This window comes from Paraburkholderia sp. GAS41 (genome assembly GCF_050436545.1).
Taxonomy (GTDB): Bacteria; Pseudomonadota; Gammaproteobacteria; order Burkholderiales; family Burkholderiaceae; genus Paraburkholderia.
In genome coordinates this window covers 14,823-29,690 of the sequence record NZ_JBNDMK010000024.1, presented here as the reverse complement: position 1 = coordinate 29,690, position 14,868 = coordinate 14,823, and the positions used below count along the sequence as shown (strand labels likewise).

Annotated in this window: 13 protein-coding genes; 5 read left to right on the top strand and 8 right to left on the bottom strand. The window is 63.6% G+C overall.

Annotated elements, in window-relative coordinates; translation table 11 throughout:
• Window positions 1-91: 91 nt before the first annotated feature.
• From P3T43_RS27205 to kdsD, 6 genes are all read right to left on the bottom strand, one after another.
• On the bottom strand, window positions 92-1,603 hold the full coding sequence (locus P3T43_RS27205) for an RNA polymerase factor sigma-54 (protein WP_429284107.1): 1,512 nt from the start codon (window positions 1,601-1,603) through the stop codon (window positions 92-94).
• Window positions 1,604-1,784: 181 nt separating this feature from the next.
• Window positions 1,785-2,579 (bottom strand): LPS export ABC transporter ATP-binding protein, encoded by a 795-nt coding sequence (gene lptB / locus P3T43_RS27200; protein WP_429284106.1) that lies wholly within the window; start codon window positions 2,577-2,579, stop codon window positions 1,785-1,787.
• Window positions 2,576-3,250, bottom strand: coding sequence for a lipopolysaccharide transport periplasmic protein LptA (gene lptA / locus P3T43_RS27195; protein WP_429284105.1), 675 nt, complete (start codon window positions 3,248-3,250; stop codon window positions 2,576-2,578). The genes lptB and lptA overlap by 4 nt, the downstream gene beginning before the upstream one ends.
• 19 nt (window positions 3,251-3,269) lie before the next feature.
• Window positions 3,270-3,878, bottom strand: a complete 609-nt coding sequence (gene lptC / locus P3T43_RS27190; protein ID WP_429284104.1) for an LPS export ABC transporter periplasmic protein LptC — start codon at window positions 3,876-3,878, stop codon at window positions 3,270-3,272.
• On the bottom strand, window positions 3,875-4,438 hold the full coding sequence (locus tag P3T43_RS27185; RefSeq protein WP_429284103.1) for a KdsC family phosphatase: 564 nt from the start codon (window positions 4,436-4,438) through the stop codon (window positions 3,875-3,877). The genes lptC and P3T43_RS27185 overlap by 4 nt, the downstream gene beginning before the upstream one ends.
• Window positions 4,438-5,421 (bottom strand): arabinose 5-phosphate isomerase KdsD, encoded by a 984-nt coding sequence (kdsD, locus tag P3T43_RS27180; RefSeq protein WP_429284178.1) that lies wholly within the window; start codon window positions 5,419-5,421, stop codon window positions 4,438-4,440. The genes P3T43_RS27185 and kdsD overlap by 1 nt, the downstream gene beginning before the upstream one ends.
• Window positions 5,422-5,556: 135 nt before the next feature.
• Here kdsD and P3T43_RS27175 point away from each other — a divergent pair, with 135 nt between their 5' ends.
• The 5 genes from P3T43_RS27175 to purU all read left to right on the top strand — a co-directional run bounded on the left by P3T43_RS27175 (window position 5,557) and on the right by purU (window position 10,663).
• On the top strand, window positions 5,557-7,560 hold the full coding sequence (locus P3T43_RS27175; RefSeq protein WP_429284102.1) for a cation:proton antiporter: 2,004 nt from the start codon (window positions 5,557-5,559) through the stop codon (window positions 7,558-7,560).
• 116 nt (window positions 7,561-7,676) lie between these two features.
• Entirely contained in the window at window positions 7,677-8,243 is a 567-nt protein-coding gene (locus tag P3T43_RS27170) for an adenine phosphoribosyltransferase (protein WP_429284101.1), read from the top strand.
• A 17-nt stretch (window positions 8,244-8,260) separates the two neighbouring features.
• Window positions 8,261-8,875 (top strand): LysE family translocator, encoded by a 615-nt coding sequence (locus P3T43_RS27165; RefSeq protein WP_429284100.1) that lies wholly within the window; start codon window positions 8,261-8,263, stop codon window positions 8,873-8,875.
• Between the two features lie 25 nt (window positions 8,876-8,900).
• The gene (locus P3T43_RS27160; RefSeq protein WP_429284099.1) at window positions 8,901-9,749 is read left to right on the top strand and encodes an NUDIX hydrolase; all 849 of its coding nucleotides are present in this window, start codon (window positions 8,901-8,903) and stop codon (window positions 9,747-9,749) included.
• 44 nt (window positions 9,750-9,793) lie between these two features.
• Window positions 9,794-10,663: a formyltetrahydrofolate deformylase gene (gene purU / locus P3T43_RS27155; protein WP_429284098.1), complete on the top strand. Its 870-nt coding sequence runs from the start codon at window positions 9,794-9,796 to the stop codon at window positions 10,661-10,663.
• A gap of 126 nt (window positions 10,664-10,789) precedes the next feature.
• Here purU and P3T43_RS27150 read toward each other — a convergent pair whose 3' ends face one another.
• On the bottom strand, window positions 10,790-11,875 hold the full coding sequence (locus tag P3T43_RS27150) for an AI-2E family transporter (protein ID WP_429284097.1): 1,086 nt from the start codon (window positions 11,873-11,875) through the stop codon (window positions 10,790-10,792).
• A gap of 35 nt (window positions 11,876-11,910) precedes the next feature.
• Window positions 11,911-14,784 (bottom strand): excinuclease ABC subunit UvrA, encoded by a 2,874-nt coding sequence (gene uvrA, locus P3T43_RS27145; RefSeq protein WP_429284096.1) that lies wholly within the window; start codon window positions 14,782-14,784, stop codon window positions 11,911-11,913.
• Window positions 14,785-14,868 lie beyond the last annotated feature (84 nt).

The window sequence follows — 14,868 nt, the reverse complement described above, 5'->3', positions numbered from 1 at the left end:
CCCGTTGACTGACTACTGGCAGGTCGCATCGGCCGGCCTGTCCGCCAACACGCGGAGCGGCCGGAAAATGCCCGTCACACTACGCGGCGGGCTAAAGAGACTTGCGCAGGTTGACTGCCGGAATCTTGAGGGCTTCGCGATACTTCGCGACGGTACGCCGTGCGACCACGAATCCTTGTTCCGCCAGCAGTTCGGCTATGCGGCTGTCTGAAAGAGGAGATTTGGTGTTTTCCGCTCCTATCAGTTGCTTGATGAGCGCGCGAATAGCCGTGGAAGAGGCTGCGCCGCCCGTGTCCGTCGAAACGTGTGACCCGAAGAAGTACTTGAATTCAAGCGTCCCGAATGGGGTCAGCATGTATTTACCGGTTGTCACACGACTGACAGTTGATTCGTGTAGGCCCAGCGTATCAGCAATTTCCCGCAAAACCAAGGGCCGCATGGCAATTTCGCCATGTACGAAAAAGCTCTTCTGGCGCTCCACAATGGCTTGCGCGACCCGCAGGATCGTCTCGAAACGCTGCTGGATATTCTTGATCAGCCAGCGCGCTTCCTGGAGTTGCTGGCGCAGCGATCCGCTGCCCGGATCGCCCCGGTTGTTACGCAAAATATTCGCGTAAAGGTGATTGATGCGCAGTTTCGGCACGACCTCCGGATTCAGCTCGGCCTGCCAGCCCTGGGCCGTTTTGCGCACCATGATGTCGGGTACCACGTAGTCCGCTTCCGCCTTGCCATAGGCGGCGCCCGGAAAGGGCTCCAGCGAGCGGATCAGGTCGTGGGCGTCGCGCATGTCGTCGTCGCTGGCCTTCAGGTGCTTGCGCAGGCGCGTGAAGTCGCGTGCGGCCAGCAGTTCCAGATGATGAGCGACGATTTCGAGCGCAAGCGTGCGGGTAGGCGACGAGTCGAGTCGCAGCAATTGCAGCTTCAGACACTCGGAGGCTGAGCGCGCGCCGACGCCAGGCGGGTCGAAGCTGTGCAGGAGCGCGAGCGCGGCGTTCAGTTCGTCGAGGTCGACTTCGAGCTCGTCGGGCAGATCCGCCTGGACTTCGTCGAGCGTTGCGGTCAGATAGCCGTCGTCGTCGAGCGATTCAATCAGAAACGTAATCAGCGCCCGGTCACGCTGGCTGGCCTGCGTGACGCGCAGTTGCGCCATCAGGTGATCGCGCAGCGACGTGCTCGATTCGTGAATCTGCAGCGGCGGCAGGTCGTCGTCGTCCGAGGCGGTGCCGGAGCGGCCGTAGTCGTCCAGATTCCACTGGGTGGAGTCGCCGCCGTTGTCGGATGCGAGGCCGTTGTACTCGTCGACCCCCTGCGGTTCGGCGTTTTCGGCGCGCTCGCTGGTGCTGCTGGACGAAGAGTTGTTGCTGCCCATCTGCTCGGGCGCGGCATTGTTCGGCGCCTGGGCGATCAGCGAACCGTCCGAGGCGACCCGCAGCGGGCTGGCGATCCAGTCGTCCTCGTTTTCGAGCAGCGGATTCTGGGAGATCGCCATCGCGACCTCCTGCTGCAGTTCGAGCGTAGACAGCTGCAGCAGCCGGATGGACTGTTGCAGTTGAGGGGTCAGCGCAAGATGCTGCGACAGGCGGAGTTGGAGGCTGGCTTTCATGGCAATTTGAGATTCATTGTAGAGAGTTTGCCACGACCGCGATACCTCGCGACATTCGCAATAACGCGCGCATCGGGATTGGGTCTGCAGGGGAGTGCGCGACCGGCCGCGTCAAAAATACGGGCAAGCCGCCGCAGCAAGGGGCGGGCGGCAAGGGATGCCGCCTGCATGCCCCCGCTGGTTACATGCGGAAGTGTTCGCCTAGATAGACGCGCCGCACGTTTTCGTTTTCGATGATGTCGCCAGGCGCACCGGCGGCCAGCACGCTGCCGTCGCTGATGATGTACGCATGGTCGCAGATGCCGAGCGTTTCGCGCACGTTGTGGTCCGTAATCAGCACGCCGATGTTGCGCTGCTTCAGGAATTTGACGATCTTCTGGATTTCCAGAACCGCGATCGGATCGACACCGGCGAACGGCTCGTCGAGCAGGATGAAGCTCGGATTGGTGGCCAGCGCCCGCGCGATTTCCACGCGCCGACGCTCACCGCCGGAGAGCGAAAGCGCCGGATTGCCCCGCAGATGCGCGATCTGCAGTTCGTCCAGCAGCGCTTCCGTGCGGGTAGTGATGGTGTCCTTGTTGAGCCGCTTGCCGTTTTCGTCGAGCTGCAGTTCCAGCACGGCGCGGATGTTTTCTTCGACGGTGAGCTTGCGGAACACCGACGCTTCCTGCGGCAGATACGACAGGCCGAGCGAGGCGCGCTTATGAATGGGCAGCAGGCTGATCGACTTGCCGTCCAGATCGATCTCACCGGCGTCGAGCGGCACGAGACCCACGATCATATAAAACGAGGTGGTTTTGCCGGCCCCGTTCGGGCCGAGCAGGCCGACCACTTCACCGCTCTTGACGTCGAGCGACACATCTTTCACGACCGTGCGTGAGCCGTAGCGTTTCTTCAGATTGCGAATCACCAGCGAACTGCTGGTCCCAGCCGGCTTGCGATGGGGAAGGGAGGGCGAGTTTGCTGAGTCGTTCACTGGGCCGGGGCTCCCTGAAGCTTGGTGGACGGCGCGAGTGTGGCCGAAGCGCCGGAGAGCGGCGCGGCGCCGCCGTTGCGCGGCGACAGCATGGCGCGCACGCGACCGCTCGGGTTGCCTGGACCGGCGACGTCCGGACCCGCCTTGGCGGTATAGAAGTCGTTCTGGCCGTCGTAGGTGATGACGCTGCCGTGCACCGTGTCGATGACTGTCGAGAGGCCCTGCAGGCGGTTCACCGTGGCGTTGGTGGTCAAGGTGGTGAGATCCTGCTTGCCGTCATAGTCGATACGGATAGCCGTGCCTTCCACGTACTCGTTCAGCCCTTCGCGCTTCTGGCGGAAGTACGACAGATTGCCGCCGCTCGAAGTGCCGGTGGCGTACTGATAGCCTTGCGGGTCCTGCGTCACTTCGACGCGGTCGGCCTTGATCACGATCGTGCCTTTGGTGGCCACGACGTGTCCGGTGAAGATGTTGACCTGCTTCAGGTCGTCATACGTCATGTTGTCCGCTTCAATGTTGAGCGGCTTGTCCTTGTCCGCACGCTCGGCGTGCGCCAGCGGCGCGAAGCCCGCGAGCGGCAAGGCGACCAGCAACGCGGCAAGTCCAGCGCGGCACGCGGACAAGGTGCGAGGAGCGCGGCCGGAGTCAAAACGGGGGAACGATTCGTTCATGCAGTCACGCTGGAATGGATTACCCGGGTTGCTTCAGGGAGCCGCCGGCGGAGTCGGACGCGGCGATCGCGCCACGGACATTGCCGAATAGCTGCATTACCCGGGTGACGTTGTTGTAGTTCATGCCGCTGGCCGTCATGACAGACAGGCCGCGCTGAAGTTTAACCGGCTTTTCGGTCTCAATCACATCGTCGTTGACCAGGACCCGAAAATGGGACGAATCAGCCTGCATCGCCGGGTCGCCGTCGCCGGCTGCACGCAGGATACGGGCGTTCTGGTAAAGATCGACAATCGAGGCGTCGCCATTGACGGTGCCGGTGTCGCCGGTCGCGGTCACGATCGGCTTGCCCGGCTGGAAGGCGCGGATGGCCGGCTTGACGAGGTCGCTCAGCTCGTCGTCTTCGAAATGGACGAGGTGGGTGGCCGTCAGCCGGTACTGCGTGGCGCCCGATTGATCCAACTCCGACACCGAAAAGTTGTCGGCGAAGTAATCGGGCGTGTGTTCCTTCGGCTTGATCTCGCCTTCGTGCGGCGGCGGCGCGGTGGCCTGCAGCAGCCACCACGTGATACCGGCGAGCACGGCCATCGCGACGAGCGGGATCAGCGAAGTGAAGCGGAACTGGTTCATCCGACGAGACCCTGCTGTTGCCCGCCGGCGCAGGCTGCCGCGAGCAGCGCATCGTATTTGTTCTGCGCGCGCAACAAGGTGTCGCACACTTCGCGCACCGCGCCGTGGCCGCCACGCGCTTCGCTGACCCAGTGGGCCCGCGCGATCACCTCGGGATGCGAATTGGCCGGCGCGGCAGCGAAGCCGACCTTCAGCATCACGCCGAGATCGACCCAGTCGTCGCCCATGTAGCCGCAATCCTCGGGCGCGTGACCGGTCTCCTTGAGCAGCTCGGCAAACGCCGCGGGTTTGTTTTCGATGCCCTGATACAGATGGGTGATCTTCAGTTCCTTCGCGCGCACGGCGACGATGCCCGACTTGCGCCCGGTGATGATGGCCGTGTCGATGCCGGCTTCGCGCAGGAGTTTCGCGCCGTGGCCGTCCATCGAGTTGAACGACTTCATCGTGTCGCCCTCGGCGGTAAACATCAGGCCGCCGTCGGTCAGCACGCCGTCGACGTCGAAAATCATCAGCTTGACGCGACGGGCGCGTTCAGTGGCGGTAAGGGGCGCGGCGGCCATCAGATCACCTTCTTCGAGAACAGGTCGTGCATGTTGAGCGCGCCGATCAGCTTACCCGCGTCGTCGACGACCAGCATCTGATTGATCCGGTGGCGCTCCATCAGTTCCACCGCCTCGACTGCCAGCTGGTCGGGGCCAATGGTGCGCGGGCCCGGCGTCATCACGGTGGCGATCGGCAGGTCGCGGAAGTCGCCGCTGCGTTCGAGCACGCGGCGCAGGTCGCCGTCCGTGAAGATGCCTTTGACGCGCTGGTTCTCGTCGACGATCGCCGTCATGCCCATGCGCTTGGCCGTCAACTGGAACAGCGCGTCGCGCACGGTAGACTCGGGCATGACCTTCGGCAGCTGGTCGCCGGTGCGCATGACGTCGCGCACGTAGGTGAGCAGGCGCCGGCCGAGTGCGCCGCCCGGATGGGAGCGGGCGAAGTCGTCCGGTCCGAAGCCGCGGGCGTCCAGCACCGCGACCGCCAGCGCGTCGCCGAGCGCGAGCGCGGCGGTGGTGCTGGCAGTGGGCGCGAGGTTCATCGGGCAGGCTTCTTTCGCGACCCCGGCATTCAGATGCACGTCGGCCAGTTGCGCGAGACTCGAACCCGGTTTGCCGGTGATCGCGATCAGCCTGGAGCCGAGCCGCTTGATGATCGGCAGGATCGCCATCAGCTCTTCGGATTCGCCGGAGTTAGACATGGCCACGAACACGTCGTCTGACGTGACCATGCCGAGGTCGCCATGGCTGGCTTCGGCCGGATGCACGAAGAAGGCGGGCGTGCCGGTGCTGGCGAAGGTCGCGGCTAGCTTGCGGGCCACGTGGCCCGATTTGCCGATGCCGGAGACGACCACGCGCCCACGGCAGCCAAGGATGAAGTCAATCGCCTCGACGAAACCATCGTCGAGTTGATCGCGAAGCGCGCGCACGGCGTCCGCTTCGATGTCGAGCACGTTGCGAGCGAGCGCGAGTGCCCGGTCGCCATTGATTTTCGCTATCATTCGCGGAGTATAGCAAAGGCGTTTGTTCGCCGCGCCGGGACGGCGGTCTCCGGCCGCTGCCCTCTCCGGCCCCTCAACCTTGTCGCACGGCGCTTTGCGTGCGATGGTTATGTCGACGAACCAGGACGCTTTCAGATGATTTCCCCGCTCGAAATGACGCTGTTCCTGCTGCTGGCATCCGTGGCGGGCGTCGTCGTTTTCCGTTTCCTGAACCTGCCGCCCATGCTCGGCTATCTGACGGTGGGCATCGTCGTCGGCCCGCATGCGTTCGGTATCGTTCCGGATTCACAGGGCGCGCAGAACCTCGCCGAGTTCGGCGTGGTGTTCCTGATGTTCTCGATCGGGCTGGAGTTTTCGCTCGCCAAGCTGCGTTCAATGCGCCGGCTGGTGTTCGGCCTCGGCCTGCTGCAAGTGATCGGCACGGTTGCGGTGGCCGTCGCGCTGGGCTTCGTGCTGGAGCGCTGGGTGCATATCACGTGGCAGGGCAGCGTGGCGCTGGGCGGGGCGCTCGCCATGTCATCCACGGCGATCGTCAGCAAGATGCTGGCCGAACGTCTCGAAATCGAGACGGAGCACGGCCGCAACATCTTCGGTGTGCTGCTGTTCCAGGATCTGGCGGTGGTGCCGCTGCTGATCATCATCTCGGCGCTCGGCGGCGATTCCCGCACGCTGATGACGGCGCTCGGGCTCGCGGCGGTGAAGATCGTCGTCGCGCTGGCTTTGCTGCTGATCGTCGGGCAGAAGTTCATGACGCGCTGGTTCAACGTGGTGGCGCGGCGCCGCTCGCAGGAACTGTTCATCCTGAACCTGCTGCTCGTCACGCTCGGGGCGGCGTTCATCACGGACAAATTCGGCCTGTCGCTCGCGCTGGGCGCGTTCATCGCCGGCATGTTGATCGCCGAGACGCCCTACCGGCATCAGGTCGAAGAGGACATCAAGCCGTTTCGCGACGTGCTGCTGGGGCTCTTCTTCGTCACCACCGGCATGCTGCTCAATCCGCTGGTGATCTGGACGCATCCGTTGATCGTGCTGGCCTTCGTGCTCGGCCCGATCCTGTTGAAGCTGATCATGATTACGGCCCTGTCGCGCCTGTTCGGCGCGTCGCCGGGCGTGGCGATGCGCACCGGCATCGGCCTCGCCCAGGCCGGTGAATTCGGCTTCGTTCTGCTGAACCTGATCCTCGACAAGCATCTGGTCGACGCCACGCTGCTGCAGGCGATTCTCGCCGCCATGCTGCTGTCCATGCTGGCCGCGCCGTTCATGATCCAGAACGCGGATCGCATCGTGCTGCGGCTGTCGTCCACTGAATGGATGATGCAGTCCTTGCAGATGACGCGTATCGCCACCCAGAGCCTGAAGCAGAGCGGCCATACGATCATCTGCGGCTATGGGCGGGCGGGCCAGAATCTTGCGCGCATGCTCGAGCACGAAGGCCTCTCGTATGTGGCGCTCGACCTCGACCCCGACCGGGTCGCGGCGGCTGCGGCGGCCGGCGAATCGGTGGTATTCGGCGACGCCGGGCGGCGCGAGTCGTTGCTGGCAGCCGGTATCCACCGGGCGGCGGCGGTGGCGATCACCTACGCCAATACGCCGTCCGCGCTGCGCGTGCTGCACAACATCCACGAACTGGAGCCGACGCTGCCGGTCATCGTGCGCACGGTGGACGACGCCGACCTCGAAAAACTGCTCGCCGCGGGGGCCACAGAGGTGATTCCCGAGATTGTCGAGGGCAGCCTGATGCTCGCTTCGCACACGCTGGTGCTGATGGGCGTGCCGATGCGGCGGGTGGTGCGGCGCGTCGAGGAGATGCGCGACGAGCGTTATAGTCTGCTGCGCGGCTATTTCCACGGCGCCGACGACGTGGGCGACGACGACAGCCACGAGCAGGTGCGACTACAATCGGTGCCGGTCGACGAGAGTGCCGACGCGGTGGGCCGTACGCTGGCGGAGGTCGGACTGTTCGAGCTGGGCGTCGAAGTGACGGCAATCCGCCGCCATGGCATTCGCGGCGTGGAGCCAGACCCGTTGACCAAGCTGCGCGCGAGCGACATCGTCGTGCTGCGCGGTTTGCCCGAAGCGCTCGCGCAAGCCGAGGAGCGGCTGTCGAAGCATCGCCGGGCGGGCGCTGCAACTGTCTGACGCGGGCGAGCGCATGCAATACGCGGGCCGTGGCACGTGCCGCCAGCCCGCGCCGCCAGCCCGCGCGAGATCGTCAAGTTTTTTGTCTGGATCCTCAGGGTCCGTCTGGAGTCATCATGTCCAACGCGCTTGCGAGCGCACCGCTCGACGCGGCGGCGTTCGTCAAAAGCCAGATTCGCACCGTGCCCGACTGGCCGCAGGCCGGCGTGCAGTTTCGCGATATCACGCCGCTGCTGCAGCATCCGAAGACGTTTCGGGTGCTGATCGACCTGTTCGTGCAACGCTATATCGACGCCAAGCTCGACTACATTGCCGGGCTCGATGCACGCGGCTTCATCATTGGCCCGGTGCTGGCCTACGAACTGAATCTCGGCTTCATTCCGATCCGCAAGCAGGGCAAGCTGCCTTACAAAACGGAGTCGCAGTCGTACGAGCTCGAATACGGCACGGCCACCGTGGAAATCCATGCCGACGCCTGCGCGCCAGGCGACCGGATCGTGATTGTCGACGACCTGATCGCAACCGGTGGCACCATGATGGCCGGCAAGCAGCTGCTCGAACGGCTGGGCGCGCAGGTGATCGAAGGCGCGGTTATCGTCGACCTGCCGGAGTTGGGCGGCTCGACGCTGCTGCGCTCGGCCGGACTGCCGCTCTTCACCGTGACGGACTTTAGCGGCCACTAAACGATGAGGTAAGGCGCATGCCCCATTTCCTGCTGTTCCTCGCCACGTCGATCGCGATCACGCTGGCCCCCGGTCCGGACAACCTTCAGGTGCTGGCGCGCGGCATTTCGCAGGGCCGCGCGGCGGGGCTCGTGGCGGCGCTCGGTTTTGCCGCGGGCATCACCTTCCACACCACGCTCGCGACGCTGGGCATCGCCGCGTTGCTGCGCTCGTCGCCGCTGGCGTTCCAGGCCATCAAATATGCCGGCGCGGTCTACCTGATCTGGATCGGCATCAAGGCACTGCGCAGCCAGGGGCTCGCCACGGCTCACGAGCGGCCGCCTCAACCGCTGTGGTCGGTGTTCCGGCAGAGCGTGTTCGGCAACATGCTGAATCCGAAGGTGACGCTGTTCTTCCTCGTGTTCCTGCCGCAATTCATCGAGCCGCATGGTACGCAGAGCGTGCCGTTGCAGATGCTCGAACTGGGCCTCGTGTTCATGCTGCAGACAGTCGTGGTGTTTTCGCTGTTCGGCGTGTGCGCGGGGATGATCGGCAGCTGGCTCAAGCGCCGTCCGCGTGTCGGCGTGTGGCTCGACCGGCTGGCGGGTGTCACTTTTATCGCGATCGGTATTCGCGTGGCGCTGCGCGATTGAATCCGTTCGTGCCGCTGGAGTATTCATGACTTTGCCTTGCATCACCAAAGCACGCCGCTTCGATGCGCACGCGCATCGCCCGTTCTGGATCGACGCCGAGCAGGTGGGCTGGATCCGCTCGACCGATGTCCCTCTGCTGGCTCGCTGGCCGGATGTTTTCGACGTCGACGCCGCACGCGTCACGCTATCGTCGCGCCTGAACACCGTGGACCTGCGCAGCGCTGAGCTTGGCGCCGTGATCGGCGCGCTGGCCGCGGATGGCCACATTCCCGGCTGGCGTAACGAAACCTACGCGATCCGCAATGCGTTCGACGCGCCGCCGCTCGCGTATATCGAGCGCGCGGCGTCGCGCTTCTTCGGCACGATGACCTACGCGGTGCATCTGAACGGCGTCGTAGAATACGCGGATGGCGCGCCGCAGTTATGGATCGCGCGCCGCAGCGCCACCAAGGCCACGGATCCGGGCATGCTGGACAACGTGGTCGCGGGCGGGATCGGCTGGGGCTTCGGGATCGAAGCCACGATCGTCAAGGAGTGCTGGGAAGAAGCCGGCATTCCTGAAGAGATCGCCGCGCGCGCCACGGCCGGACGGACCGTGCATGTGCTGCAATCGCTGCCGGAAGGCACTCAGGCCGAACAGATCTTCGTGTATGACTTGGCGCTGCCGGCCGGTTTCACGCCGTGCAATCAGGACGGCGAAGTGGGTGAACACCGGCTCGCGCGCATCGATGAAGTGGCGCGCTCGATTGAAGAAGACGCATTGACCGTCGACGCCAGTCTCGCCACGCTCGATTGTCTGCTGCGCCGCCGCTGGATCGATGCCGAAGACTGCGCGGGGATCGAGGCACTGTTCGAGCCGCCGGCCGTCGCATAACGCGATCAACGAATTACGCATTAAAGAAGGGAGTCACCCAGGTCATGTCGACCGATCACAGCTTTATCCTCAAACTGTCGTGCGCCGACCGGCCCGGCATCGTCCATGCGGTATCGGGCTTTCTGTTCGAGCGCGGCAGCAACATTCTCGACTCCGCCCAGTTCGGCGACAGCCACACCGGCGAGTTTTTCATGCGGGTCCATTTCCAGCAGGTGGGCGGCGATCCCGGACTCGAAGCGCTGCGCAGCGCGTTCAGCACGCTCGCGGAACAGTTCGGCATGCGCTGGGAGTTGCATGACGCAACGGTGAAGCCGCGCGTGATCATCATGGTGTCGAAGATCGGTCATTGCCTGAACGACTTGCTGTTCCGCTACCGCACCGGTCAGCTTGGCATCGAGATTCCGGCCATCATCTCGAACCACAAGGAGTTCTATCAACTCGCCGCGAGCTACGACATTCCGTTCCACCATTTCCCGCTGATCACCTCCACGCCGGCAGGGAAGGCGGCGCAGGAAGCGCGCGTGCTGGAAGTGATCGACGAGCATCAGGCCGATCTGGTAGTGCTCGCGCGCTACATGCAGATTCTGTCGCCGCAGTTGTGCGAGCGCCTCGCCGGCCGCGCGATCAATATTCACCATTCGTTCCTGCCGAGCTTCAAGGGCGCGAAGCCGTACTACCAGGCGTTCGACCGTGGCGTGAAGCTGATTGGCGCCACCGCGCACTACGTGACGACCGATCTGGACGAAGGTCCGATCATCGAGCAGGAAGTGGAGCGGGTCGACCACAGCATGACGCCGGATCAACTGACCGCGATTGGCCGCGACGTCGAATGCGTGACGCTGGCGCGAGCGGTGAAGTGGCATGTCGAACATCGCGTGGTGCTGAACGGCAGCAAGACAGTGGTGTTCCGCTGAACGAATCGCATTAGAGAGCATCGGGCAGAAAAAAGGCCGCCGGTCGTTGAGACCGGCGGCCTTTGTCTTTTGCGCTTCGTTGGCGGCGAGCCAATCGGGCGGTCAAGCCCTCTCACTTTCAAACCTTCAAACCAGCCGCAGATAGATCAGTTCCCGCTTGATATACGCATAGAAGATGGGCGCGGCGATCACGCCCTGAATGCCGAAAGCCGCTTCCATGACGAGCATCGCCACCAGCAATTCCCACGCGCGCGCTTCGATCTGGCCGCCGACGATCCGCGCGTTCAGGAAGTATTCGAGCTTGTGGATCAGGATCAGGAACACGAGCGACATCACGGCGGCCGGAAAGCTCACCGAGAGCGCCACCGCGACGATGATGGTGTTCGAGATCAGGTTGCCGATGACCGGCAGCAAACCCACGATGAACGTGACGAGCACCAGCGTTTTCGACAGCGGCAGCCGGTCGTGAAAGATCGGCAGCAGCACCAGCAGGAAGATGCCGGTGAAGATCGCATTGATCGCCGAAATCTTCACCTGCGCGAACACGATGCGGCGGAAGGCGTCCGCAAAACGCGTGACACGGGTGACGAACGCGGTGGACAGCGGCAGCCGCTGCATCGGCTTCTGCGCGCCGACCGCGATAATCGCGCCGATGATCATGCCGATCAGGATGTGGGTGAAGACCCGCGCCGCATTCTTGCCGCCTTGCTGCAGCATTCCCGCGTGGGTTTGCATCAATTCGGCGGCGCGCGCTTTCATCTGGTCGGTATCGACCGGCAGATAGTTGGCGACGAACTGCGGAATCCGGCCGCGCGCCTCGTCGATCAGTTGCATGGCCTGGTCGAGCAGCATTTGCACGCTGGGCACGTCGCCCTCGAAGTGATCGATGATGCCGATCACGAGCCCCGTCAGCACACCGACGATCATCACCGCCAGTATCACCACCGAAAGCCAGCGCGCCCGCTGACTGGACATGTGCCGTTCGATGCGCGGGGCAAGCGTCTGGATCAGCTGGAACACCAGCAGTCCGGCCAGCAACGCGCCCAGCAGCCCGAGATTGAGCACGGCCAGCATGCCGAACAGCATCAGCAGATAACTGCCGATCTCGACCACGGACAACTTCGGCAGGCTCATGTCGCTCGTCAGCCTGACCGGGCGAGGGCGCAGATCCTGCACCTGCCCTTCGTCGGGCGCCTCGTTACGCTTGGTCATGGCTTATTTCCGTATCCAACCCAGGGTTTGCACCCTCATTTTTTGGCGGCGTCGCGTTTGAGCAGCGGCGCCAGGTATTGACCGGTAAAACTTGCTTTCGACTTCGCCACCTGCTCCGGCGTGCCTTGGGCGATGATCTGACCGCCGCCGGCGCCGCCTTCCGGGCCGAGGTCGATCACCCAGTCAGCCGTTTTGATTACATCCAGATTATGCTCGATGATAACCACGGTATTGCCCTGATCTCGCAAACGATGAATCACTTCGAGTAACAGCGCGATGTCATGGAAGTGCAGACCGGTGGTTGGTTCGTCGAGGATGTATAGAGTGCGACCCGTATCACGCTTGCTCAGTTCCAGCGATAGTTTCACCCGCTGCGCCTCGCCGCCTGACAAGGTAGTGGCCGACTGCCCCAGACGGATATAGCCAAGTCCCACGTCCAGCAGCGTTTTCAGCTTGCGCGCCACCACCGGCACCGGCTTGAAGAACTCATACGCGTTCTCGACCGTCAGCTCCAGCACTTCGCTGATGTTTTTGCCCTTGTACTGCACGTCGAGCGTTTCGCGGTTGTAGCGCTTGCCGTGACAGACGTCGCACGGCACGTAGACGTCGGGCAGAAAGTGCATTTCCACCTTCAGCACGCCGTCGCCCTGACAGGATTCGCAGCGGCCGCCCTTCACGTTGAACGAGAAGCGGCCTGGATCGTAGCCGCGCTCCTTCGAAGCCGGCACGCCCGCGAACAGTTCGCGGATCGGCGTGAACAGGCCGGTGTAAGTGGCCGGATTCGAGCGCGGCGTGCGGCCGATCGGCGACTGGTCGACGTTGATGACCTTGTCGAAATGTTCGAGGCCTTCGATCGATTCGTGCGGCGCGGGCTCGGCCGACGAGCCGTACAGGTGATGCGAAACCGCGTGATACAGCGTGTCGTTGATGAGGGTGGACTTGCCCGAGCCGGACACGCCGGTGATACAGGTGAGCAGACCCACCGGCAGGTCGAGCGTCACGTTCCGCAGGTTGTTGCCGTATGCCTCGACGATCCGCAGACGCCGCTCGTCGGGCTCCTTGCGTTCGTCCGGATACTCGATGGTGCGCGCGCCGGACAGATACTGGCCGGTGATCGAGGCCGCGTCCGCCTGCACTTCGTCGGGCGTGCCTTCGGCGATGATCATGCCGCCGTGTTCGCCGGCGCCGGGTCCCATGTCGACCACGTAGTCGGCCATGCGGATCATGTCCTCGTCGTGCTCGACCACGATCACCGAGTTGCCGAGATCGCGCAGGTGCTTGAGCGTCGAAATCAGGCGGTCGTTGTCGCGCTGGTGCAGGCCGATGGACGGCTCATCCAGCACGTACATCACGCCGGTGAGGCCCGAGCCGATCTGCGAAGCCAGCCGGATGCGCTGCGCTTCGCCGCCCGAGAGGGTTTCCGCGCTGCGTTCGAGCGACAGGTAATCGAGCCCGACGTTATTCAGAAACATCAGCCGCGCGACGATTTCCTTGACGACCTTGTCGGCGATCTCGCGCTTCGAGCCTTCGAGGCGCAGCGTCTGGAAATAGCCGAGCGCGTCGCGCAACGGCCAGCCGCTGATTTCGAAGATGCCGCGCGCGTCGCTGTTCGCGCCGATGCGCACGAAGCGCGCTTCGCGGCGCAGACGCGTGCCGGCGCAGGCCGGGCACGCCTGGTTGTTCTGGTACTTGGCGAGTTCTTCGCGCACCGCGACCGAATCGGTCTCGCGATAGCGGCGTTCGAGGTTCGGGATGATGCCTTCGAACACGTGCTCGCGAATCGACGCCCGGCCGCGTTCGTTGATGTACGAGAACGGGATGGTCTGCTTGCCCGAGCCGAACAGCAGGATCTTCCTGACCTTTTCCGGCAGGTCTTCGAAGGCCTCGTCGATATCGAATTCGTAGAATGCCGCAAGGCTTTGCAGCATCTGGAAATAGAACTGGTTACGCCGGTCCCAGCCCTTCACGGCACCGGCCGCGAGCGACAACGAGGGATGCGCGACCACCCGCTTCGGATCGAAGAAGGTGATCTGGCCGAGGCCGTCGCACTCCGGGCACGCGCCCATCGGGTTGTTGAACGAGAACAGGCGCGGCTCGAGTTCCTGCAGCGAATACGAGCAGATCGGGCAGGCGAACTTGGAGCTGAACAGATGCTCCTTCTCAGTATCCATTTCGAGCGCGATGGCGCGACCGTCGGCGAGACGCAGCGCGGTTTCGAACGACTCGGCGAGGCGCTGCTTCATGTCGGCGCGCACTTTCAGACGGTCGACCACGACGTCGATCGTGTGCTTGTCGTTCTTCTTCAGCTTCGGCAGCGAGTCCACTTCGTAGATCTTCGCGACCTCTTCATTGGCGGTGCCACCGCCCGAACGCACGCGAAAGCGGATAAAGCCCTGCGCCTGCATGTCCTCGAACAGCTCCGTGTGCTCGCCTTTGCGATTCGCGACGACGGGCGCCAAAATCATCAGCTTGGTGTCTTCCGGCAGAGCGAGCGCGGCGTCGACCATCTGCGAGACGCTTTGCGCCTCCAGCGGAATTTCGTGATCCGGGCAATAGGGCGTGCCGACCCGCGCGAACAGCAGACGCAGGTAGTCGTGAATCTCCGTGACGGTGCCCACCGTGGAACGCGGATTGTGCGAGGTGGCCTTCTGCTCGATTGAAATGGCGGGCGACAGACCTTCGATCAGGTCGACGTCCGGCTTTTCCATCAGTTGCAGGAATTGCCGGGCGTACGCGGACAGGCTTTCGACATAGCGCCGCTGCCCTTCCGCGTAGAGCGTGTCAAAGGCCAGCGACGATTTGCCCGAACCCGACAAGCCGGTAATCACGATGAGCTTGTGACGCGGCAGGTCGAGACTGACGTTCTTCAGGTTGTGGGTACGGGCCCCACGGATACGGATTTGTTCCACGCATTGATCCCATCACCGAGCCATTAGCTGGCCACTGACCGGCGGAAAGAGGAAAAGGCTAAACCTGCTACTATAACGACTTTT